Source organism: Streptomyces sp. NPDC003635 (assembly GCF_053587635.1).
This window is the reverse complement of record NZ_JBSFOK010000005.1, coordinates 99,233-121,393: the sequence shown is the minus strand read 5'-3', so window position 1 is coordinate 121,393 and position 22,161 is coordinate 99,233. Positions and strand designations below refer to the sequence as shown.

At 70.2% G+C, this 22,161-nt stretch carries 19 protein-coding genes; 13 read left to right on the top strand and 6 right to left on the bottom strand.

All coding sequences use genetic code 11. The annotated features are described in order from the left end of the window. The first annotated feature begins 55 nt into the window (after positions 1 to 55). Together ACWDRW_RS07000 and ACWDRW_RS06995 are read left to right on the top strand one after the other, a co-directional pair. Positions 56 to 985: a LysR family transcriptional regulator gene (locus ACWDRW_RS07000; protein WP_451721143.1), complete on the top strand. Its 930-nt coding sequence runs from the start codon at positions 56 to 58 to the stop codon at positions 983 to 985. 106 nt (positions 986 to 1,091) lie between these two features. Further along, complete coding sequence (locus ACWDRW_RS06995; protein WP_451721141.1) at positions 1,092 to 2,312, top strand: pyroglutamyl peptidase; 1,221 nt, start codon at positions 1,092 to 1,094, stop codon at positions 2,310 to 2,312. Here ACWDRW_RS06995 and ACWDRW_RS06990 read toward each other — a convergent pair. Both ACWDRW_RS06990 and ACWDRW_RS06985 read right to left on the bottom strand, forming a co-directional pair. After that, positions 2,302 to 3,087 carry an EI24 domain-containing protein gene (locus ACWDRW_RS06990; RefSeq protein WP_451721139.1) on the bottom strand — a complete coding sequence of 262 codons (786 nt, stop codon included), beginning with the start codon at positions 3,085 to 3,087 and terminating at the stop codon, positions 2,302 to 2,304. The genes ACWDRW_RS06995 and ACWDRW_RS06990 overlap by 11 nt on opposite strands. Before the next feature lie 38 nt (positions 3,088 to 3,125). Beyond that, complete coding sequence (locus ACWDRW_RS06985) at positions 3,126 to 3,989, bottom strand: hypothetical protein (protein ID WP_451721137.1); 864 nt, start codon at positions 3,987 to 3,989, stop codon at positions 3,126 to 3,128. Positions 3,990 to 4,151: 162 nt separating this feature from the next. Here ACWDRW_RS06985 and ACWDRW_RS06980 point away from each other — a divergent pair, with 162 nt between their 5' ends. Then, positions 4,152 to 6,653 (top strand): M14 family zinc carboxypeptidase, encoded by a 2,502-nt coding sequence (locus ACWDRW_RS06980; protein WP_451721135.1) that lies wholly within the window; start codon positions 4,152 to 4,154, stop codon positions 6,651 to 6,653. Between the two features lie 19 nt (positions 6,654 to 6,672). Further along, positions 6,673 to 7,824 (top strand): serine hydrolase domain-containing protein, encoded by a 1,152-nt coding sequence (locus ACWDRW_RS06975; protein ID WP_451721133.1) that lies wholly within the window; start codon positions 6,673 to 6,675, stop codon positions 7,822 to 7,824. 62 nt (positions 7,825 to 7,886) lie between these two features. On the opposite strand, the gene ACWDRW_RS06970 is transcribed toward ACWDRW_RS06975, so the two are convergent. Both ACWDRW_RS06970 and ACWDRW_RS06965 read right to left on the bottom strand, forming a co-directional pair. After that, complete coding sequence (locus ACWDRW_RS06970) at positions 7,887 to 8,315, bottom strand: organic hydroperoxide resistance protein (RefSeq protein ID WP_451721131.1); 429 nt, start codon at positions 8,313 to 8,315, stop codon at positions 7,887 to 7,889. A 97-nt stretch (positions 8,316 to 8,412) separates the two neighbouring features. Further along, the gene (locus ACWDRW_RS06965; protein ID WP_451721129.1) at positions 8,413 to 9,435 is read right to left on the bottom strand and encodes an NADP-dependent oxidoreductase; all 1,023 of its coding nucleotides are present in this window, start codon (positions 9,433 to 9,435) and stop codon (positions 8,413 to 8,415) included. 89 nt (positions 9,436 to 9,524) lie between these two features. On the opposite strand from ACWDRW_RS06965, the gene ACWDRW_RS06960 reads away from it, so the two are divergent. After that, a complete protein-coding gene (locus tag ACWDRW_RS06960; protein ID WP_451721127.1) occupies positions 9,525 to 9,938 on the top strand; it encodes a MarR family winged helix-turn-helix transcriptional regulator in 414 nt (137 codons plus the stop codon). Between the two features lie 72 nt (positions 9,939 to 10,010). On the opposite strand, the gene ACWDRW_RS06955 is transcribed toward ACWDRW_RS06960, so the two are convergent. After that, positions 10,011 to 10,688: an SCO2400 family protein gene (locus tag ACWDRW_RS06955; RefSeq protein ID WP_451721125.1), complete on the bottom strand. Its 678-nt coding sequence runs from the start codon at positions 10,686 to 10,688 to the stop codon at positions 10,011 to 10,013. Positions 10,689 to 10,920: 232 nt separating this feature from the next. Here ACWDRW_RS06955 and ACWDRW_RS06950 point away from each other — a divergent pair, with 232 nt between their 5' ends. The 8 genes from ACWDRW_RS06950 (at position 10,921) to ACWDRW_RS06915 (ending at position 21,051) form a co-directional block, all read left to right on the top strand. Continuing rightward, the gene (locus tag ACWDRW_RS06950) at positions 10,921 to 12,081 is read left to right on the top strand and encodes a mandelate racemase/muconate lactonizing enzyme family protein (protein WP_451721123.1); all 1,161 of its coding nucleotides are present in this window, start codon (positions 10,921 to 10,923) and stop codon (positions 12,079 to 12,081) included. Then, on the top strand, positions 12,078 to 13,082 hold the full coding sequence (locus tag ACWDRW_RS06945) for a zinc-dependent alcohol dehydrogenase (RefSeq protein ID WP_451721121.1): 1,005 nt from the start codon (positions 12,078 to 12,080) through the stop codon (positions 13,080 to 13,082). Before ACWDRW_RS06950 ends, ACWDRW_RS06945 begins: the two co-directional genes overlap by 4 nt. A gap of 119 nt (positions 13,083 to 13,201) precedes the next feature. Further along, entirely contained in the window at positions 13,202 to 14,170 is a 969-nt protein-coding gene (locus tag ACWDRW_RS06940; protein ID WP_451721119.1) for a hypothetical protein, read from the top strand. 89 nt (positions 14,171 to 14,259) lie between these two features. Further along, the gene (gene chvE / locus ACWDRW_RS06935) at positions 14,260 to 15,372 is read left to right on the top strand and encodes a multiple monosaccharide ABC transporter substrate-binding protein (RefSeq protein ID WP_451721117.1); all 1,113 of its coding nucleotides are present in this window, start codon (positions 14,260 to 14,262) and stop codon (positions 15,370 to 15,372) included. A gap of 32 nt (positions 15,373 to 15,404) precedes the next feature. Continuing rightward, the gene (mmsA, locus tag ACWDRW_RS06930; RefSeq protein WP_451721115.1) at positions 15,405 to 16,955 is read left to right on the top strand and encodes a multiple monosaccharide ABC transporter ATP-binding protein; all 1,551 of its coding nucleotides are present in this window, start codon (positions 15,405 to 15,407) and stop codon (positions 16,953 to 16,955) included. Next, entirely contained in the window at positions 16,952 to 18,196 is a 1,245-nt protein-coding gene (mmsB, locus tag ACWDRW_RS06925; protein WP_451721113.1) for a multiple monosaccharide ABC transporter permease, read from the top strand. Before mmsA ends, mmsB begins: the two co-directional genes overlap by 4 nt. A 56-nt stretch (positions 18,197 to 18,252) precedes the next feature. Beyond that, entirely contained in the window at positions 18,253 to 19,398 is a 1,146-nt protein-coding gene (locus tag ACWDRW_RS06920; RefSeq protein ID WP_451721111.1) for an aldose epimerase family protein, read from the top strand. Between the two features lie 126 nt (positions 19,399 to 19,524). Continuing rightward, positions 19,525 to 21,051, top strand: a complete 1,527-nt coding sequence (locus ACWDRW_RS06915; RefSeq protein ID WP_451721109.1) for a pyridoxal phosphate-dependent aminotransferase — start codon at positions 19,525 to 19,527, stop codon at positions 21,049 to 21,051. Between the two features lie 79 nt (positions 21,052 to 21,130). Here the strand turns inward: ACWDRW_RS06915 and ACWDRW_RS06910 are convergent, their stop codons facing one another. Then, positions 21,131 to 22,099, bottom strand: coding sequence for an arabinan endo-1,5-alpha-L-arabinosidase (locus tag ACWDRW_RS06910; protein WP_451721107.1), 969 nt, complete (start codon positions 22,097 to 22,099; stop codon positions 21,131 to 21,133). Between the last annotated feature and the right edge of the window lie 62 nt (positions 22,100 to 22,161).

Genomic DNA, 22,161 nt, shown 5'->3' with positions numbered 1-22,161 from the left:
CAGACGCTAGGCCCCCGCCGATTGATGCGACAAGCGAATGTCTAGCATGACGGCCATGCCGAATTCGCATGTCACGCCGGAGCCCGACCTCTCCACCGTCTGGCTTCGGGCCTTCCTGGAGGTCGCCCGGCACGGCTCCTTCACCGTCGCCGCCCGGACCCTGGGCTGGACCCAGTCCGCGGTGTCCCGGCAGATCTCCTCCCTGGAGGGCGCGCTCGGCGGCGCCCCGCTCTTCGACCGGCTGCCCAGGGGCGTATCGCTGACCGAGGCGGGCCGGATCCTCGTCCCGTACGCCGAAGCAGTGGCCGAGGCGCTGCACGGGGCCGCGCGGGAGCTGGCGGACCTGCGGGAGGCGGCGGGCGGGCGGCTGCGCTTCGGCGCCTTCGCGACCGCCGACGCGGCGCTGGTGCCGCAGGCGCTGGCCGCGTTCCGGTCCCGCCATCCACGCGTCCACGTCTCGCGCGAGGAGGGCCTGACCCCCGCCCTGCTGGACCGCCTGACGGCGGGCCACCTCGACCTGGCGGTGGTCTCCACGACGGGCGGCGCCCCGCTGGAGGCGTACACACTCCACCACCTCCTCGACGAGTCCCTGTACGTGGCGGTCCCCGCCGGCCATGAGCTGGCCGGTAAGAGCCCGGTCCGCCTCTCCGCACTCGCCGACGCCGACTGGATCTCCGGCGGCCCGCGTCCCGAGGGCACCCTGCTGGACGCGGCCCTGCGCCAGGGCTTCCGGCCCCACGTGGCCCACGTCGTCGGCGAGTGGACCGCCAAGCAGGGCTACGTCGCCGCGGGCCTCGGCGTGACCCTGGTCCCGACGCTGGCGGCGGCGTCCGTACGCCCCGACATCGCCCTTCTCCCGGTGCTCGACGAAGAGGCGCCCGCGCGGGCGGTGTACGCGGCGACGGCACGCGGGCGTTCGCTCACCCCGGCCGGGGAGGCCTTCCTGGCGGCGCTGCGGGAGGCGGTGGCGGCTTTCCCGCGCTGAGGCTCCGGCGCCTGAGGTTCCGGCGCTTGGAAGGTTCCGGCGCCCTGATGCGGGGAAGCGAGCTGTCGTCACGCTCCTCCTCCGCAACGGAAGGACCGGATTCCCCTTGAATCTCATACGCGTTGGGATCTGCGCGCTGGGTCTGGCGCTGGCCACCACCCTGACGGCGCCCACGACCGCGACGGCCGCCACGGGTCCCACGGTCGAGGAGCAGCGGCTCGGCCGGGCGGTACCCCAGGAGATCCTGAGCCGGTCCGGATTCGACACCGTGGCACCGGAGTTCGCGCGGGCGCTGTCGGGGGCGCGGTCCTACGCCGAGGCCCGCTCGGTCGTCGTACGCCAGGGAAGCGCGCTGTGGCGGCGGGCCGTGGAGCGGGCGCAGGGGCGAGGGCCCTCGGCCGGGGACCTCAGCCGGGACGACGACCGGCCGCTGTACTGGGCGCGGCTGGGGATGACGCGGGAAGTGCGGTCCTGGGAACCGGGCTTCGGGCTCTCGGACCACCAGCGGGCCGCACTGCTGGAGCGGTTGGAGCGGACCTCGCGCGGGCAGACCGCGATCCGCTATCCGCACGGCAGAGGGCTGAAGCGGATCCTGGTCACCGGGTTCGACCCGTTCACCCTGGACCGGGACATCCGGATCTCCAACCCCTCCGGGGCGACCGCGCTCGCGCTGGACGGCACGGTGATCGAGACCGCCGAGGGTCCCGCGCGGATCGAGACCGTGGTGTTCCCGGTGCGCTGGCAGGACTTCACGGACCGGACGGTGGAGCGGACGCTACGGCCGTATCTCAAGGGCGTCGACCTGCTCACCACGGTCAGCCAGGGCCGGGTCGGGCGGTTCGACATCGAGCGGACCAACGGGGCCTGGCGGGGCGGCTTCCCGGACAACGACACCATCGGCCGCACCGAAACCGTTCCGGTCGGCGATCCGGCCTCGCAGCCGCAGTGGACGACGACGACCCTGCCGTACGAGAAGATCGTGGCGGCCGCGACGGGCCGGTTCCCGGTGTACGACAACACGAGCGTGACGGAGATCCCGGCGGGCGGCACCGAGCCCGTGGTGCGGCCGGAGGGACCGACGCCGGGGTCGACCGCGCGGGCCGGGGGCGGCGGGAACTACCTCTCCAACGAGGTCGCCTATCGCGCCACGCTGCTGCGGGACCGCCTGGGCCTGCACGACTCGCTGCCGGCCGGACATGTGCACACGCCGGTGCTGCAGTTCGGGACCGGGAACACCTCCGAGGTGACCGATCCGGAGTTCGTGCGCAACCGTCTGGACATCATCGCGCAGGTGCGGGCGATCATCACGATCGCGCTCACGCGCTGACGTCCTGGCTCTCCGCCTCGCCGTCGGCCGTCTCCTCGCCGAGGAGGTCGCGGGCCATGAGGGTGGCTCCGGCCACCGCGCCCGGCATCAGGAAGATCGCGACGAACGGCACGACGAAGGCCACGCCGAGCGGGGTGCCGAAGCCCCACACCAGGGTCCTGCGGGAGCGCAGGAGGCGGAGGCGGTCGCGGAGTTCGACACCGCGGCGCTGCATGGCGACCGCGGTGAGCTCCTCGGTGAGGAAGAAGCCGGTGACCATGAACCCGATCACCGGGACCACCGTCTGGCCGGCGACCGGGACGAAGCCCAGCGCGAAGAGCAGGATGCCCCACAGCGCGGCCCGCACGACGATACGCAGGCTGTCGCGGCCCGAGATCCACAGCTCGCGCCAGAGCGGCAGCCCCGACTCGGGGGCGGTGCCGTCCGGGGAGACGTCCCGGTCGACCTTCTCGGAGAGGTTCTCGTAGAAGGGCTGGCCGATCAGCAGCGTGACCGCGGTGAAGGTGACGGCGACGAGGAGCAGGGCGAGGGCGAACAGCAGACCGGTCAGGAACCCGCGGAACAGCCCGAGCCAGGGGCTCGACCAGTCGTCGGCGAACGGCGTGGACCAGCCGACGAAGTCGTCACCCCAGAGCACGAGGCCGACGAGTGCCGCCGCGTAGAGAACGAACGTGATCAGCCCGGGGATCAGCCCGAACCCGTACTGCTTGCCGTGCCGGGCCACCCACCGCTGCCCCTCCAGCAGATACCGGAACCCCACCCCAAGATCGCGCATGCCCGAACTCTATCGGGCGGGCCGGGATCCCCCTCCGGTCAGCCCGCCGCCACCGCCACCACCACCCCCCGCTCCGCCGCCGGCGACACCGCCGCCGACACCCGTACCGCCGCCGAGCGGACCACTCGGCCTGCGCGGGACGCGCTGGAGAGGAGGAGGGGCTGGAGTTGTTCGAGGCCGGCCATCAGGAGTTCCTCCCCGGCGAGGAGCACCGGGCGGGCCGCCTTCGTGGTGGCCGCCGCCGCTTCCGTCAGGTCGGCGAGCGGGGGGAGGGTGGCTCGTACGGCGTTGGCGCCCGCCGTCGCCGCTCGCTCCGCCAGGGATACCTGGAGCGGGATCAAAGGGGCCACCGCCGCCGTCAACGCGTCGGTGATGCGGCGCAGTTCCGGCGTCGCGTCGGTCAGGACCTCCGCCGCCTCCCGCAGGACCGGGGTCAGGGCGAGCAGGATGCCCGCTGCCAGGCCCGCGCCCGCCGGGAGCAGGGGTGCGGCCGCCTCCACCAGTTCGCCCAGTGCCGTCGCGAACTCCTCCACCGCCGGTTCCACCGCGTCCAGCACCGGCAGCAGGCTGTCCCCCAGCGCGGCGAGCAGGGCCTGGGCCGGTTCGCTGACCGGGTGGACCGCCAGGGGCGCGCCCGTGGCGCCCAGGCGGGTGAGGGTCTCGACGATGCGGTAGAAGGCCTCCTGCGCCTGCGGGGACGCGCTCGCCTCGGCCAGTTCGGCGGTGGTCCGGCGTAGCACCCGGAGCATCTCCTGACCCGAACCGTCCCTTGGGTCAAGGGTGTTCACGGCGATCCTCGTGAGGTTCCCGGCCGTGTCCAGGAGCTGGCCGGTGATGTCGGTGGTGTTGCGTGCCATGCGCAGTACGTCGTCCCTGCTGGGCAGCGGAGGGATCGTCGCCATGTGCTCTCCTCGGCTCGGGCACCGTCACCCTCAGGATGCCCTCTCTCCCGCCGCCGGGTGGGCCGTCCGGGGCATCGGTGACACCAACTCCCCCTTGTTGGAGTTGAGTCGAACAGGTACACCTCGCCGTACCGATCTCAGGAAGACCCGGAGGAGGTACGCGTGCGCACCACGAGAACCGTCCCCGTCCTCGCCCTTGTGACCGCCGGATCCCTGTTCCTCACCCCGCACAGCGCCGTCGCCGACCGTCCCGCGCCCACCCGCGAGTCGGCCGCCCCCGACGACCGGGCGGCCCGCGCCCCGGAGAGCGCCGCGCTGCGGGCCCTCGCCGAGGACACCCCGCTCGCCCGTCATGTGCGGGGCTATCCACGCGAGCAGGTCCTCTCCCCCGATCCCCGGAACCCCGGCGACAAGTCCCAGAAGCTGGGTCTCACCCCGTACCACGCCATCGCGCCCGAGCTGAACGCCCTGCAGCGCCTCGGCGACCGGGTGAGCGTGGAGATCGCGGGCCGCTCGGCCGGTGGACACCGGCTCTATCTCGTCACCGTCACCGCCCCGGAGACCGCCCGCCAGGCCCGCGCGCAGGAGCGGATGCGGGAACTCATCGAGAACGCGCCCGCTGCGGCCGCCAAGTCCGCAGAGATCAAGAGGAGTTACAAGACTCCCGTCTTCCTCAACAACAACATCCACGGCAACGAGTGGGAGGGCACCGACGCCTCCCTGAAGCTGATCCGACGGCTGGCCACGGCCGAGGACAGCGGCACCAGGGGCCTCCTCGCCCACTCCCGCCTCTATTTCAACATCACCGCCAACCCGGACGGCCGGATCGCCGGCACCCGTGCCAACGCCAACGGGTTCGACCTGAACCGGGACTTCGTGACCGCCTCGCAGCCGGAGACCCGCGCGATGCGGCAGATCATGCTCGACAAGCAGCCGGCGGTCATGCTCGACCTGCACGGTTACGTCAACGGCACCCTCATCGAGCCCACCACTCCCCCGCACGGCGAGAACTACGAGTACGACCTGTTCCTGAAGAACACCTACGCCAACGCCCTCGGCATGGAGGCCGCCGTCAACGGCCTCGGCCACACCCCGCAGAAGGACGGCGTACAGCCCGCGCAGATCCCCTTCCGCGACCAGGAGGAGGGCTGGGACGACTGGCCGCCGATCTTCACCCCCCAGTACGCGGCCTTCCACGGCACGGTCGCCGCGCACACCGTGGAGATCCCGCTGCGGGTGAACAACACCGCCTACGACACCCTGCCGGTCGACGAGCTGCGCCGCCGCGCCGGCGTCAACACCGATGTGGCGGGCGCCGCGCTCCGGGCCACCCTCGACTTCGTCCGGGAGCGCGGCACCTCACTCGTCGCCGACCAGATCGAGGTGTTCCGACGCGGGGCGAGCGGGGAGCCCCAGGTGCCGGTGTCAGCGGAGACCGTTCCCGGCGTCCCCGGCATCGGTCCGGAGGACGTCTACACGACCACCTTCCCCCGCGCGTACGTGATCCCCGGGGCCACAACGGCGGCCGCCCGCCTGGTCGACCACCTGATCGCCAACGACGTCCGCGTCACCCGCGCCGCCCACTCCTTCCGGCTCGCCGGGCGGACGTACCCGAAGGGCTCCTACGTCGTCGACCTGCGCCAGCCCAGGCGCGGGATGGCGAACGTACTGCTGGCCGACGGTCGGGACATCAGCGACAAGGTCTCGGCGATGTACGACATCTCGGGCTGGAGCCTGGGACGGCTGTGGGGCGCCGAGGTGGAGCCTGTGCGCGAGGGGAGCCTGAGCGGGCTTCCGCTGCGGCCCGTGGAGGCGGCGGCCGACATCGGTCACGTCGCCCCGCGCGGCGACCTCCGCCTGCGCCTGACCGACCCGGGCGAACTGGCCGCCCTGAACCACCTGCTGGAGGAGGGTGTCTCGGTCCGGCAGGCTCCGGACGGCAGTGCCCTCGTGCCCGGGGCGGCTCGCGCCCGGGCGGCGGTGGCGGCACGGACGTACGACGTCGTGTTCGAGGCGACGCGGATGCGTGGCGGCGATGAGCTGCGCCGCCCCCGGGTGGCCGCAGCCGTCACACCGGGCGAGCTGTTCGCGCTGCGGGAGATGAACTTCGACGTCACCCCGGTCTCCACGGCGGTGCTCAACGCGGGGTTCGACTGGTCCGGGGCGGATGTGCTGTTCGTGTCGGCGGGGCTGGACCGGGAGAGCCTCACGCAGGCCGCCCGCGCCTCCCTGGACGCCTTCCTCGCCGGGCACGGGCTCGTCGGACGGGGTGCGGTGGGCGCGGCGCTCAACTCGGCGACCGGGCTGCTGGCGACGCAGCCGGTGCAGGGCAACGGGGACGCCAACGGCGTGGTGCGGCTGGTGAATCCGGACGGCACCGCCGACGCTGGTTTCGTGTACGCGCCGGTGTGGTTTACCGACCTCGGGCCGGGGGTGCGGGTGGACCAGTCGTACGCGACCGGGAATCCGCTCCTGTCCGGGCACTGGCGGGCGGACGCGGACGGCTCCGGCGGTCCGGAGGCCGCGGCGGGACAGGCGGCCGTGGTCAGCGGTCCGCACGCGGTCCTGTTCGGCACCGAGCCGCTTTTCAGAGATCATCCCAAGGGCGAGTTCGCCCAGGTGGGAAGGGCATTGTTCACTGTGGCACACACGCACAGCGGCTAGTCGACAACGAGGAGAGCGGATGACGAGGGAGATCCACGGCACCGTCGCGGATGGATTCGAGGCGGTGCGCGAGGAGTTCGCCGCCTTCGTGGCGACGGAACGGCCCGACTACGAGGGGCAGTTGTGCGCGTATGTGCACGGCCGCAGGGTCGTCGACCTGTGGACCGGGGACGGCGCGGACGGGGAGTCGCTGTACGGCGTGTTCTCCTCGACCAAGGGTGCCGCCCATCTGGTGGTCGCCCTCCTGGTGCAGGACGGCACCCTCGAACTGGACCGCAAGGTGACGTACTACTGGCCGGAGTTCGGGGCGGAGGGCAAGGACGGGCTGACCCTGCGCGATCTGCTCGCGCACCGGGCCGGTCTGGTCGGCCTGGACGCCGGGTTCTCCGCGGAGGAGCTGGCCGACGACCGGGTCATCGCGGAACGGCTCGCCGACCAGCGGCCGTTCTGGCGCCCCGGCACGGCCTTCGGCTACCACGCCCTGGTCATCGGCGCGCTGACCGGCGAGGTCGTACGGCGCGCCACGGGCCGTACGCTCCAGGAGGTCTACGAGGAGCGGGTGCGGTCCCCGTACGGGCTGGACTTCCACCTGGGTCTGCCCGCCGCCCTCGAACCCCGCTTCCGTTCGGTGCAGCCGATGGCGCCCACGCCCGAGCAGCAGGCCCTGCTGGACTCGGCGCTCACCGGTCCGCACACGCTCTCCTCGATCGCCTTCAACACCCACGTGCCCGAACCCGGCGAGCTGGTGGACCACGCCAACTCCCGTACCGTGCGCGCCAAGGGACCGGCCTCGGCGGGCGGGATCGCCGCCGCGCGCGGCCTCGCGGGGATGTACGCGGCGGCGATCAGCGAGGTGGACGGCCGTCCACCGCTGCTGAAGCCGGACACCGTGGCCGAGGTCGGCCAGATCCACTCCGTCGGCTACGACCTGGTCGCCCGCGCCCACAAGGCCTTCGGCCTGGGCTTCCAGGCGACGGCGGACGTCTGGTACCCGTTCCTGGGCGCCGGCGCGTTCGGCCACAGCGGCGCCGGTGGCTCCCAGGCCTTCGCCGACCCCCGCAGCGGCCTGGCCTACGGCTACACCCGGCGCAGGTGCGCCTTCCCGGGCGGGGCGGCACCGGAGAACGTACGGCTGGTGCGGGCCGCCCACACGGCGGCGCTGGCCGTCTGAGCGCGGCGAAGGCCGCACCCCGCGTCCGAGGGTGCGGCCTTCGTCGTAGGCGACGAGGCGGGTCAGGCCAGCGTCACGGTGATGTTGCCGCGGGTCGCCTTCGAGTACGGGCAGACCTCGTGGGCCTTCTTCAGCAGGCTCTGGGCCGTCTCCGCGTCCACGTTCGGGATGGTCGCGGAGATCTCCACGATCAGGCCGAATCCCTCGTCGTTCTTGCCGATGCCGACCTTCGCGGTGACGGTCGAGCCCGATATGTCGGCCTTCTCCTGGCGGGCGACGACGCCCAGGGCGCCCTGGAAGCAGGCGCTGTAGCCGGCGGCGAACAGCTGCTCCGGGTTGGTGCCGGCGCCGCTGCCGCCCATCTCCTTCGGCGGGTTCACTACGACGTCGAGCTTGCCGTCGTCGGTGGCGACCCGGCCGTCGCGACCGTTCTCGGCGGTGGCGACGGCGGTGTACAGGACGTCAGCTCGACCAATGGGGGTGCTGGACATGTGGTGTCTTCTCCTCCTCGGTCCGCCGCGACTCGCGCCCACGATCGACGGCGGTTTCGGAAAGAAGTTACCGCATGCCGGAAAGTCGTAGAAGACGTCAGAGCTTGACGATCATCTTTCCGGTGTTGTCGCCCCGCAGGACCCCGAGGAACGCCTCCAGGTTGTTCTCGATGCCCTCGACGACCGTCTCGCGGTACTTCAGCGCGCCCGAGGCGACCCAGGGGCCGACCTCCTGGACGAACTGCGGCTGGAGGTCGTAGTGGTCGCCGACCAGGAAGCCCTCGATCCGGCCGCGGGTCTGGATCAGCCGGGCGAGGTTGCGCGGGCCGGGGGCGGGCTCGGTGTTGTTGTAGACCGAGATCATGCCGCAGACCGCGATCCGGCCGTCCCGGTTGAGCTGCCCGATGGCGGCCTCCAGGTGGTCACCGCCGACGTTGTCGAAGTAGACGTCGACACCGTCCGGGGCGGCCTCCCGGAGCTGGTCGCCGACCTTGCCGTTCTTGTAGTTGAAGGCCGCGTCGAAGCCGTACTCCTCGACCAGCAGCTTGACCTTCTCGTCGGAGCCGGCCGAGCCGATGACCCGGGAGGCGCCCTTGAGCTTGGCGATCTGGCCGACCTGGCTGCCCACGGCACCCGCGGCGCCGGACACGAAGACGGAGTCGCCCTCCTTGAAGGAGGCGGTGCGCAGCAGGCCCGCGTAGGCGGTGAGGCCGGTCATGCCGAGCACGCCGAGGTACGTCGACAGGGGCGCGGCGTTCGCGTCGACCTTGACGGTCTGGGCGGCGCCGACGGTGGCGTACTCGCGCCAGCCGCCGAAGTGCAGGACGTGGTCGCCGGGGGCGATGCCGTCGACGTTCGAGGCGACGACCTCGCCGACGGCGCCGCCCTGCATGGCCTTGCCGAGCTCGAAGGGGGCGACGTAGGACTTGGCGGCGCTCATCCGGCCACGCATGTACGGGTCGACCGAGAGGTACTCGTTCCGCACCAGCACCTCGTCCGGCCCCGGCTGCCGGATCTCCGCCTCGACCAGGGCGAAGTCCTCGGGCTTCGGCCAGCCGACCGGGCGGCTGAGCAGGTGCCACTCACGGCTGACGGCAGGGAGCGCGGGGGTTTCGGACATGGGGGTGACCTTCCTGAATACTTCAGTACCTGAAACAACCATGCGCCTGAATATTTCATGATGTCAAGTATCGGGTTAGGCTGGATGCCATGGCTGATGAGCTGACCTTGGAGGTCGTCGACCTGATCGGGTCGGTCGTGGCGCGGTACCACGAGGAGTACGAGGACGCCGCCGCCGAGCACGCGCTGACCGGGGCGCAGGCTCGGCTGCTGGGTCTGCTGTCCCTGGAGCCCCTGCCCATGCGCAAGCTGGCACAGCGGCTGAAGTGCGAGCCGTCGAACGTGACCGGGATCGTCGACCGGCTGGAGTCACGGGGGCTCGTGGAGCGGCGGCCCGATCCCGCGGACCGGCGGGTGAAGGTCGCGGCGGCTACGACCGAGGGGCGGCGGGTGGCTCGCAGCCTGCGGGAGTCACTCCGGTTCGCGCGCGAGCCGCTCGCCGGGTTGTCCGACGACGAGCGGCTGGCCCTGCGGGATCTGCTGCGGCGGATGCTGGAGTCGTAGCCTGCGGGCCGGTGGGGGTTGATCGGGCCCGCACGGCGGAGCCGCACATCGATACAGCCCCGCGCCCCTGGGTCAGCTGCACCACCAGAGGAACCGGGTGCACGTCTCCGAAGGTTCCGGCTCCGGCTCCTGCGTTGTCGGATCCGCACTCGGAGTCGGAGTGGGGTCCGCTGCCGTCGGTTCGGGAGCCGCCGTCGTGCCGGGCTGGACGCCGCCGCCCGTCGTCGACGACTGGGGCTCCTTCGTCGGCTTGTCCTCCGGCTTCTCGGACTCCTTGGCGGACTTCGACGGTGACGGGGACGCCGAGGCACTCGGGGACGTCGAGTCGGACACCGCCTCCGCGGGGTCGCTGATGGGCTCCGCCGACTCGCCCGCCTCCTCGCCCGCGCCGCCGTCCGTCTTGGCGTCGCCCGCCGCGGCCGGGGCCGCCGGGGAGGAACCGGGGGCGTCCATACCCAACTCGGCGAGGCTCAGGCCGCCCGCGGCCAGCAGGAAACCCGCGGTGATCAGCAGGGCGCGGCGGCGCCGGCGCCGGTGTGCCGCCGCCTTGCGGTCCCGTCGGCTCGTGCCGGCGCCCGCGTCCGGGCGGGACTCCTCCTCCACCTCGGCCTCGGGCTCGTACGCTTCCTCCGCCGTGTGCGACGCCTCTTCTTCGCTCGCGTACGCGCGGAGTTCTTCGACCGGCGCGCCGCAGCCCGGGCAGGCGAGGGCGCCATTCAGGTGCCGTCGGCACGGGTGGCAGTAGTCCATGACGCCGGAAGACTAAGTTCCGCACAGACGACGTTCATAGGGCCGCCTGTGAAAGTTGTGTGCGGAATGATCGTCTCCGGTGCATCGAGGTTTCGAAAAGCCCGAAAGCGTTATGCGTTCGACCCATTGACACCCCCGCCGCCCGCTCCCTACTGTCACGTCAGCATTTCGAACGTGTGTCGAAATCTCGAACACACGCAAAGAGCTGACGACGCAGCAAGGGACAACTGCCGTGCGCATCACCGGAATCAGCACACACGTGGTCGGAACGCCGTGGCGCAACCTGACCTACGTACAGGTGCACACCGACGAGGGGATCTCGGGAGTCGGCGAGACCCGGATGCTGGGCCACACCGACGCGCTGATCGGTTACCTGCGGGAGGCCGAGGCCAACCACATTCTCGGCTCCGACCCCTTCGCCGTGGAAGACCTCGTACGCCGCATGAAGTACGGCGACTACGGCCGCGCGGGTGAAATCGTGATGTCCGGTATCGCCGTCATCGAGATGGCCTGCTGGGACATCAAGGGCAAGGCGCTGGGCGTGCCGGTCTGGCAGCTGCTCGGCGGCAAGGTCACCGACAAGGTGAAGGCGTACGCCAACGGCTGGTACACCACCGAGCGGACCCCGGAGGCGTACCACAAGGCCGCCCAGGGCGTGATGGAGCGCGGCTACCAGGCGCTCAAGATCGACCCCTTCGGCACCGGCCACTTCGAGCTCGACCACCAGCAGACCCTGTACGCCGTCTCCCTGATCGAGGCCGTGCGGGACGCCATCGGCCCCGAGGCCGAGCTGATGCTGGAGATGCACGGCCGCTTCTCCCCCGCCACCGCCGTACGCCTCGCCCGCGAGCTCGCGCCCTTCAACCCCGCCTGGCTGGAGGAGCCCTGCCCGCCGGAGAACCTCAAGGCGCTGGAGAAGGTCGCCGCCAAGGTCGACATGCCGGTCGCCACGGGTGAGCGGATCCACGACCGGATCGAGTTCCGGGAGCTCTTCGAGAGCCAGGCCGTCGACATCATCCAGCCCGACGTCGGTCACATCGGCGGCATCTGGGAGACGCGGAAGCTGGCCGCCACCGCCGAGACCCACTACATGCTCGTCGCCCCGCACAACGTCGGCGGGTCCGTGCTGACCGCCGCCTCCCTCCAGGTCGGGTTCACCTCGCCCAACTTCAAGATCCTGGAGCACTTCAACGACTTCGCGGACGCCGACATCAAGAAGGTCGTCAAGGGCGCCCCGCAGGTCGTCGACGGGTACTTCCACCTCTCCGAGGCCCCCGGTCTCGGGGTCGAGTTCGACGCCGACGCCGCCGCCGAGTTCCCGCAGCAGCAGGCCCGGTTCGACCTGTGGGCCGAGGGCTGGGAGCAGCGCAAGCCGAAGGGCACCCAGCCGTGAGCACCGCCGTCGTCATCGAGGCGCCCGGCGAGCACCGGCTGACCCCTCATGAACCGCGGCGGCCCGAGGCCGGCGAGGCGCTGGTCCGCGTCCACGCGGTCGGCATCTGCGGCAGCGACCGCGAGGTCTACCAGGGCAACCGGCCCGAGGGGTACGTCCGGTACCCGCTCACCCCCGGTCATGAGTGGTCGGGGACCGTCGAGGCGGTCGGCGCCGGAGTCCCCCCGGAGCTCGTCGGCCGGAAGGTCGTCGGGGAGGGCTTCCGCAACTGCCAGGTCTGCGACCGCTGTCACGCCGGTGAGACCACGCTGTGCACCGCGGGGTACGAGGAGACCGGGTTCACCCAGCCCGGGGCCATGGCGACCACGCTGACCCTGCCGGCGCGGCTGCTGCACGTCCTGCCGGACGACTGCGACCTGACGGCCGCCGCGCTGCTGGAACCCGCCGCCTGTATCGCCGCCGCGGCGATCAAGGCGAACGCCCGCCCGGGCGAGCGGGTCGCGGTGGTGGGCACCGGGACGCTCGGCATGTTCGCCGTGCAGTTCCTGCGCGCCGGTTCGCCGGGCGAGCTGCTGGTGGTGGGCACCCGGCGGGACCGGGAGGCGCTGGCGCGGGAGTTCGGGGCCACCGACTTCCGCACCAAGGACCAGGACCTGCCGGACGACTTCGACGTGGTCATCGAGACCGCCGGGTCCGCCGACGCCGCCCGGGTCTCGGCCGGGCTGCTCCGGCGCGGCGGGCGCCTGGTCCTGACCGGGATCCCGGCGCCGGGCGCGCTCGGTCTGGACCCCACCGATCTCGTCGTACGGCAGCTGGAGGTGCACACCGTGTTCGGGGCGCCGCCGGAGGCCTGGGCGCACACGGCGCGGGTGTTCGCGGCGGGGCTGCTCGATCCGCTGCCGCTGGTCACGCACGAGCTGCCGCTGGACGGGTTCGCGCGCGCCATCGAGCTGGTGGGGTCGGGCGATCCGAAGGTCGGCAAGGTCCTCCTGCGTCCCTGACCGTATGCCGGTGCGGGGGTTACCTGACGGCCCCCGCACCGGCGTACACCCACCACTCCCGCCTTCCCCTACCCAAAGCCGCGAACTTCGTCCGGTATATCGAACAAGAAGGACAGCTTGTGACCGACGCTTCCGCCACGGCAGCCCGTCGACCCGGTGAGCAGGCGCTCGCCGCCCTCGGCCTGGGCGCGCCCGAGCTCTCCCCCGACGACGCCTCGCCCCACGCCTTTCCGGGCGGCGGCCGCTGGCGCACCGAGATTCCCTCGTGCGAGGGCCCCGAAGCGCTGGCCGTCGTCCTGAAGGAAGCCTCGCGGCTCGATGTGCCGATCCACCGGATCAGCCAGGGCAGCGGCGTGTGGATGCTCACCGACTCGGAGGTCACCGAGATGGTCGAGGCCACCGCCGAACGCGACATCGAGCTCTGCCTGTTCACCGGGCCGCGCGGCACCTGGGACATCGGCGGCTCCACGCGCACCGACTCACGGGGGGCCGGACTGCGCGCCCGGGGCCATGACGCCGTCGCCGGGTGCGTCGAGGACGCGGTACGCGCCACGGAGCTGGGCGTGAAGTGCCTGCTCGTCGCCGACGAGGGCGTGCTGTGGACCCTGCACCGGGCGCGGGTCGCCGGGATCATCCCGGCGGACACGACGCTCAAGGTGAGCGCGCTCATCGGCCCGGTCAATCCGGCCGCGTACGCCGTGTACGAGCGGCTCGGCGCCGACTCCGTCAACGTGCCCAGCGATCTGACGCTCGATCACCTCACCGAGATCCGGCGGGTGTCCGCCGCCCCCATGGACATGTACATCGAGGCCCCCGACGATCTCGGCGGCTATGTGCGCATGTACGAGGTCGCCGAGCTGATCCGCCGCGGCGCACCGCTCTATCTGAAGTTCGGCCTGTCGAAGGCCCCCGGGATCTACCCCTACGGCCATCACCTGCGCGAGCTGACCCTGTCGACCGCCAAGGAGCGGGTGCGCCGGGGCCGGCTGGCCCTGGACCTCCTCGCCCGGCACGGCGCCGACGGGGACATGGCCCCCCTGGGCTCCCGGCTGCCCGGCGAACTCCGACGTTTCGAAACATCTTCATAAAGGTTTCGACGCCACCTCTTCACAGAAGACGACGCAGCCAAACAGAATCCCACACACCCAGTCGTGCTGAGACATCAAGGAAGATGACCATGCGCAATCGCCGAGCCGCACTCGCCGCCATAGCCACCGCCGCCTCCCTCGCCCTCACCCTGACCGCCTGCGGCCAGGACTCCGAGGGCGGCAGTGAGGAGGGCAAGGGGAGCACCGAAGGCGCCACCATCGGTATCGCGATGCCGACCAAGTCCTCCGAGCGCTGGATCGCCGACGGCAACAACGTCGAGAAGCACCTCAAGGACCTGGGCTACAAGACCAAGCTGGTCTACGGCGAGGACGACCCCGACCAGCAGGTCTCCCAGATCGAGAACCTCATCACGCAGGGCGTGAAGGCCCTGATCGTCGCGGCCATCGACAACAAGTCGATGAACAACGTGCTCCAGCAGGCCAAGGACGCCGACATCCCGGTGATCTCCTACGACCGCCTGATCCTCGGCACCGAGAACGTCGACTACTACGCCTCCTTCGACAACGAGAAGGTCGGCGAGCTGCAGGGCACCTACATCGTCGAGAAGCTCGGCCTGAAGGACGGATCCGAGAAGGGCCCCTTCAACGTCGAGCTGTTCGCCGGCTCCAACGACGACAACAACACCCGCTACTTCTTCCAGGGCGCGATGAACGTCCTGCAGCCCTACATCGACAAGAAGCAGCTCGTCGTCCGCTCCGGGCAGACCGACCTCACCCAGGTCACCACCCTGCGCTGGGACGGCGGCACCGCCCAGAAGCGCATGGACGACATCCTGACCTCGGCGTACAAGAGCGAGCGGGTCGACGCGGTGCTCTCGCCGTACGACGGCATCTCCATCGGCATCCTGTCGGCGCTGAAGTCGGACGACTACGGCTCCAAGTCCAAGCCGCTGCCGATCGTCACCGGCCAGGACGCCGAGGTCGCCTCGGTGAAGTCGATCATCGCCGACGAGCAGTCGATGACCGTCTACAAGGACACCCGCGAACTCGCCAAGGTCGCCTCCAACATGGTCGACGCCGTCCTCAACGGCAAGAAGCCCGAGGTCAACGACGAGAAGACCTACGACAACGGCTCCAAGGTCGTCCCGGCCTACCTGCTGGACCCGGTCAGCGTCGACAAGGCCAACTACAAGGCGACGGTCGTCGACTCCGGCTACATCAAGGAAAGCGACCTCAACTAACCGCCGTCACCCACTGATTGGAAGGCACGACCATGGCGGGACCCGTCCTGGAAATGCGCTCGATCGTCAAGACCTTTCCCGGCGTCAAGGCGCTGTCGGACGTCAATCTGACCGTCCGGCAGGGCGAGGTCCACGCCATCTGCGGGGAGAACGGCGCCGGCAAGTCGACCCTGATGAAGGTCCTCTCCGGCGTCCACCCGCACGGCACGTACGAGGGCGAGATCCTCTTCGAGGGGGAGCCTTGCGAGTTCAAGGACATCAGGGCCAGTGAGCATCACGGCATCGTGATCATCCACCAGGAACTGGCGCTGATCCCCTATCTCTCCATCGCGGAGAACATCTTCCTCGGCAACGAGCACGCCACGCGCGGGATCATCAGCTGGACCGAGACCCTGCGGCACGCCACCGAGCTGCTGCGCCGGGTCGGGCTCGGCGACCACCCCGACACGCGCGTCGCTGACATCGGTGTCGGCAAGCAGCAGCTGGTCGAGATCGCGAAGGCGCTGTCGAAGAAGGTGAAGCTGCTCATCCTGGACGAGCCGACCGCGGCCCTGAACGACGAGGACAGCGGCAAGCTCCTCGATCTGATCCTGGAGCTGAAGAACCAGGGCATCACCTCGATCATCATCAGCCACAAGCTCAACGAGATCCGCAAGGTCGCCGACTCGGTGACGATCCTGCGCGACGGCCGGACCATCGAGACCCTCGACGTGAAGGCCGAGGAGACCACCGAGGACCGGATCATCAGCGGGATGGTCGGCCGGGACCTGGAGCACCGCTTCCCCGACCGCACCCCGCACGAGCCGGAGGAGGGCGCGGCCCCGGCCCTGGAGATCCGCAACTGGACCGTGCACCACCCGATCGACCAGCAGCGCAAGGTCGTCGACGACGTGTCCCTGGCCGTGCGGCGCGGGGAGATCGTCGGGATCGCGGGACTGATGGGCGCGGGCCGCACCGAACTGGCGATGAGCGTCTTCGGGCGGACCTACGGCCGGTACCACGGCGGCACGGTCCTGAAGGACGGCAAGGAGATCCGTACCAAGACCGTCCCCGAGGCGGTGAGGAACGGCATCGCGTACGTCACCGAGGACCGCAAGCACTACGGCCTGAACCTCATCGACACCATCAACCGCAACATCTCGCTCAGCGCGCTGGGCAAGGTCGCCAAGCGGGGCGTGGTCGACGAGCACGGGGAGCGGCAGGTCGCCGAGGGCTTCCGCAAGTCCATGAACATCAAGGCGCCCACCGTCTTCGAGCCGGTGGGCAAGCTGTCCGGCGGCAACCAGCAGAAGGTCGTCCTCAGCAAGTGGATCTTCGCGGGCCCCGACGTGCTGATCCTGGACGAGCCGACGCGCGGGATCGACGTCGGCGCCAAGTACGAGATCTACACCGTCATCGACCAGTTGGCCGCCCAGGGCAAGGCGGTCGTCTTCATCTCCTCCGAGCTGCCGGAGCTGCTCGGCATGTGTGACCGCATCTACACGATGGCCGCGGGGCGGCTGACCGGCGAGTTCACGCGGGCCGAGGCCTCGCAGGAATCGCTGATGCGCCAGATGACCAAGGACAAAGAGGTATCCCGATGAGCACGGATGTGACCGCCAAGACGCCGGCCCCGGCGCCGCCCGGCAAGGGCGGTTCGGCCACCGGAGACGGCCTGCTCCAGCTGGTGCTGGACGGCATGCGCCGCAACATGCGGCAGTACGGCATGCTGTTCGCGCTCGGCCTGATCGTGGTGCTGTTCGCTGTGTGGACCGACGGCGACCTGCTGCTGCCGCGCAACGTCTCCAACCTGGTGCTCCAGAACAGCTACATCCTGATCCTCGCGATCGGCATGATGCTGGTCATCATCGCGGGCCATATCGACCTGTCGGTGGGCTCACTGACGGCGTTCATCGGCTCGATGGCCGCCGTGTTCATGGTCAAGAACGATCTGCCCTGGCCGGTCGCCGTCATCCTCTGTCTCGCCATGGGCGCGCTCGCGGGCGCGGTACAAGGGTTCTTCATCGCCTACGGCGGCATACCCTCCTTCATCGTCACCCTCGCGGGCATGCTGATCTTCCGCGGTCTGACCGAGATCTTCCTCGAGGGCCAGACCCTCGGACCGTTCCCCGAGGGGCTGCAGAAGGTCTCCAACGGCTTCATGCCCGAGGTCGGCCCGGACACCAACTACCACAACCTCACCCTGCTGCTCGGTCTCGCGATGATCGCGTTCGTGATCTTCCAGGAGTTCCGCGACCGGCGCCGCCAGCAGGAGTTCGCGCTGGACGTCCCGCCGTTCAACCTCTTCCTGCTGAAGCTGGTCGCGATCGGCGCCGCCATCCTCACCCTCACGATGCTGCTCGCCAGCTACAAGGGCGCGCCGTACGTCCTGCTGGTGCTCGGGGTGCTGCTGGTCGGCTTCGGCTACGTCATGCGCAACGCGATCATCGGCCGCCACATCTACGCCATCGGCGGCAACCTCCCGGCGGCCAAGCTGTCGGGTGTGAAGGACAAGAAGGTCACCTTCCTGGTCTTCCTGAACATGGGCATGCTCGCGGCCCTGGCGGGTCTGGTCTTCGCCGCCCGCTTCAACGCGGCCTCGCCCAAGGCCGGCCTCAACTTCGAGCTGGAGGCCATCGCAGCCGCGTTCATCGGCGGCGCGTCGATGAGCGGCGGTGTCGGCACCGTGCTCGGCGCGATCATCGGCGGTCTGGTCCTGGGCGTGCTGAACAACGGTATGAACCTCGTCGGCATCGGCACCGACTGGCAGCAGGTCATCAAGGGACTCGTGCTGCTGGCGGCGGTCGGGTTCGACGTGTGGAACAAGCGCAAGGTCGGTTCGTAAGTCAGCTCGGGCCCCGCCGGAAGGCGGGGCCCGCTTCACATCGCAGGAGCCGCTGCATGGAACTGAACAGACGCACCCTCATCGCCGGGGCGGCAGCCGCCGGTGTCACCGCCGCCGTGAGCGGCACCGCACACGCCACGGGAGGACACAGGCCGGTGAAGTCGCTCTTCGGCAAGCTCGCCGACGGCACTAAGGTCTACAGCTGGTCGCTGGAGAACGGCGGCACCCGCCTGAAGGTCCTCTCCTACGGCGGCATCGTCCAGTCCCTGGAGATACCGGACCGGCGCGGGCGCCGCACCAACGTCTCCGCGGGCTTCGACAACCTCGAGGACTACGTCGCCAGCAGCCCGTACTTCGGCGCGCTGATCGGCCGCTACGGCAACCGCATCGACAAGGGGCAGTTCACCCTCGACGGCAAGAGCTACCAGCTCTCCGTCAACGACGGCGACAACAGCCTGCACGGCGGCGCCCAGGGCTTCGACAAGCGCGTGTGGGACGTGGAGCCGTTCACCAAGGGCTCCGACGTCGGCCTGTACCTGTACTACACCAGCGTCGACGGTGAGATGGGCTACCCCGGCACGCTGAGGACCAAGGTCACCTACACCCTGACCCGCTCCGGCGACTGGCGCATCGACTACGAGGCCACCACCGACAAGGCCACCGTCGTCAACCTCACCAGCCACGTCTACTACAACCTGGCCGGCGAGGGCAGCGGCACGATCGAGGACCACGAGCTGACGATCGCCGCCTCCCGCTACACGCCCACCGACTCGGGACTGATCCCCACCGGTGAGCTGGCCAAGGTGGCCGGCACCCCCTTCGACTTCCGCAAGGCCAAGCCGATCGGCCGGGACATCCGCGTCGCGCACCCGCAGCTGGTCACCGCCAAGGGCTTCGACCACAACTGGGTGCTGGACAAGGGCATCACCGCCCGGCCCGAGCACATCGCCACCCTGCGGGACCCCGCCTCCGGCCGCACCATGAAGATCGCCACGACCGAGCCGGGCCTGCAGTTCTACTCCGGCAACTTCCTCGACGGCACCCTGACCGGCCCCTCCGGCCGGACCTACCGCCAGGGCGACGCCCTGTGCCTGGAGACGCAGCACTTCCCGGACTCGCCGAACCACCCGTCGTTCCCGTCGACGGTGCTGCGCCCCGGGCAGACGTACCGGACGACGACGGTGCACTCGTTCAGCGCGTGACCCTGCGTCACCGAGGGTTCACAACTTCCCAACAAATACAAAGAGGTTGAACAACGCCACTCAGGCATCCGTATCCAAGGGTGGCCCGTGCTCCCCCGCACGGGCCACCCAGACACGGAGGTTGCCTTGGCTGAGAACGTCACCTCGCTGTTCCGCAGCACGGCGGCGCACAGCCCCTCGATGGCTTCGCTGACCCGTGAGGGCGGTGACGGGGTCGGGCCGATCGACTTCTGCATCCCGTGCAACCCGTACTTCCCCACGCCCGCCATGTTCGACGACATGGCGGGCCGGTTGCGCGACATCATCACGTACTACCCCAGCAGCGCGGACACCATCACGGCCGAGCTGTGCAACCTCCTGCAACTCCCGCCGCAAGCCGTGGCGATGGGCAACGGCTCGACCGAGCTGATCACCTGGATCGACCATCTGCTGGTCCGGGAGTCCCTCGCCATCCCCGTCCCCACCTTCGGCCGCTGGACCGACCAGCCCATGGAGACCGGCAAGCGGGTCGACATGTTCCCGCTCCAGGAGTCCAGCGGCTTCGCCCTCGACCTCGCGCAGTACGCCGAGTTCATCCGGGCCCGCGGCACCCGTGTCGCCGTCATCTGCAACCCCAACAACCCCGACGGCGGGTTCCTCCACCGGCACGCGATCACGCAGTTCATGGACGCGATGGCGGATCTGGACCTGGTCGTCATCGACGAGAGCTTCCTGGAGTTCGCCGACGCGGAGGCGGAGCCGTCCGTCGTGCAGGAGGCGATGCTGCGGCCCAACGTCATCGTGCTGCGCAGCCTCGGCAAGAACTTCGGGCTGCACGGCATACGGTTCGGCTATCTCGTCGCCAACCCCGCCCTCGCCGGGCGGGTCCGTTCCATGCTCCCCAAGTGGAACCTCAACGCCTTCGCCGAGCATGTCGTCTTCATGCTGAAGAACCATGGTCAGGAGTACGCGGAGAGCCTGCACCAGGTGCGCCGGGACCGCCTCGACATGGCGAGCCAGCTCGCGGCACTGCCCGGCCTGACGGTGTACCCCTCGCAGGGCAACTTCCTGTTCGTACGACTCCCGGTGGGTGCCGAAGGCACGGTGGTCCGGGACCGGTTGCTGACCGAGCACCGGATCCTGGTCCGTGAGTGCGGCAACAAGATCGGCTCGTCCAGCCGCTTCCTGAGACTCGTGGTGCGCCCCCAGACGGACGTGCGTCGCCTGGTGTCCGGTCTGGAACAGGTGCTCTACGGGACCAGGAGGGGAGCGGCCGCCGTGCCCGAGCTGGCTACAGGGACCAGCTACAGCTCGGGTACGGCGGCCGTGGATCGGTTGGTCAGCTCCACGAACGGGGCGGGTATACCGATGCCGCAGCCCATGCCCGCGGCGGCCGTACCGGCTCCGGAGCCGATGCCGGTGGCGCCCATGCCTGTGGCGCCGATGCCCGCGGCGCCGATGCCCGCGGCGCCCATGCCCATGCCGATGCCGACGCCGGTACCGGCGCCGATGCCGGCCGCCGCGGCTGTCGGGCCTACGCCGCCAGGTGTTCCGGCCCGCGGTGGGCTGACGGCGGCGCAGGTCCGCGGGACCACCGGTCCGGGGCTCGCGCCTGCCCCGGCGACCGGGTGGCCGAGCGCCGGGGGTTGGCCCAACGCGGCCGGAATGGGGTGAAGCCGCGCATCGACACGGCCCCGCACCCCTGGCCACGTGCGTCCGGACCGAGCGCGAAGAGCGAGCGCGGTCGGCAGCGTCAGTACGCGACGGGCCATCCGCTGCTCCAGTTCAGGAGGTTGATGCCGAGCTTGGGCGTGCCGTTGTCCTGGGCGTCGTAGTAGTGGTAGACGATCAGGTCGCCGTCGACGTCGTTCATGATCGACTGCCCGCCGGGCCCGATGTAGCGGCCGTGGGACTCCAGCACCGGGGTCCCGCCGTTGTTCATCATCGCCACGCCGTTCTTGTCGTGGTACGGCCCGGTGACGCTCGTGGCCCGGCCGACCTTGACCTTGTACGTCGAGCTGGTGCCGGCGCAGCAGGTGTCGTACGAGGCGAAGAGGTAGTAGTAGCCGTTCCGCTTCACGATGTACGGGGCCTCCACCGCCTTGGTGCCGGTCGGGCGGGAGGCCAGGGAGTACCGGGTGGTGTTGGTGGAGAGCTGCTTGCCGGTGGACGGGTTGATCTGGATCATCTTGATCCCGGTCCACCAACTGCCGAACGACAGCCACCACTTGCCGTCGTCGTCGACGAAGAGGTTCGGGTCGATGGCGTTGTGGTCGCTGGCGGAGTTGGACGTGTGGACCGTGCCGTAGTCCGTCCAGCTGCCCGGCAGGCCGGTGGTGGAGGCCGCGAGTCCGATGGCTGAGGTGTTCGAGCCGAACTTCGAGACGGAGTAGTACATCAGGTACTTGCCACCGCGGTACGAGATGTCCGGCGCCCAGGCTTCCGGGACGGAGGAGTACGCCGACCACCAGCCGGGCCGGGAGGAGAAGGCGTCGGCACCCGCGCTGAAGGCGATGCGGTTGGCGGAGGTCTTGCTGGCGAGGCCTCCGCCGGTGGCGTAGAGCAGGTACTGCCCGGACGAGGTGCGGATCATCGTCGGGTCGTGGACGACCGTGGAGCCCGTGACCGTGCCGGGGTTGGGGTAGGCCGACGCGCTGGACGGAATGAGGGCCAGCAGGACGGCGGCGGGAAGGGCGAGGAGAGCGGTTCTGGTGCGGCTCACGCGAACGCTCCTGTTCTGTATGTCGAACAACGATCGCTACTTCGGACGGGACCGTAGAATCG

Bases quoted from the DNA above. Each gene is read 5' to 3' on its own strand.
- ACWDRW_RS07000 (WP_451721143.1), top strand. From the start codon at position 56: ATGCCGAATTCGCATGTCACGCCGGAGCCCGACCTCTCCACCGTCTGG.
- ACWDRW_RS06990 (WP_451721139.1), bottom strand. From the start codon at position 3,087: ATGCGCGATCTTGGGGTGGGGTTCCGGTATCTGCTGGAGGGGCAGCGG.
- ACWDRW_RS06985 (WP_451721137.1), bottom strand. From the start codon at position 3,989: ATGGCGACGATCCCTCCGCTGCCCAGCAGGGACGACGTACTGCGCATG.
- ACWDRW_RS06975 (WP_451721133.1), top strand. From the start codon at position 6,673: ATGACGAGGGAGATCCACGGCACCGTCGCGGATGGATTCGAGGCGGTG.
- ACWDRW_RS06970 (WP_451721131.1), bottom strand. From the start codon at position 8,315: ATGTCCAGCACCCCCATTGGTCGAGCTGACGTCCTGTACACCGCCGTC.
- ACWDRW_RS06965 (WP_451721129.1), bottom strand. From the start codon at position 9,435: ATGTCCGAAACCCCCGCGCTCCCTGCCGTCAGCCGTGAGTGGCACCTG.
- ACWDRW_RS06960 (WP_451721127.1), top strand. From the start codon at position 9,525: ATGGCTGATGAGCTGACCTTGGAGGTCGTCGACCTGATCGGGTCGGTC.
- ACWDRW_RS06955 (WP_451721125.1), bottom strand. From the start codon at position 10,688: ATGGACTACTGCCACCCGTGCCGACGGCACCTGAATGGCGCCCTCGCC.
- chvE (WP_451721117.1), top strand. From the start codon at position 14,260: ATGCGCAATCGCCGAGCCGCACTCGCCGCCATAGCCACCGCCGCCTCC.
- mmsA (WP_451721115.1), top strand. From the start codon at position 15,405: ATGGCGGGACCCGTCCTGGAAATGCGCTCGATCGTCAAGACCTTTCCC.
- mmsB (WP_451721113.1), top strand. From the start codon at position 16,952: ATGAGCACGGATGTGACCGCCAAGACGCCGGCCCCGGCGCCGCCCGGC.
- ACWDRW_RS06920 (WP_451721111.1), top strand. From the start codon at position 18,253: ATGGAACTGAACAGACGCACCCTCATCGCCGGGGCGGCAGCCGCCGGT.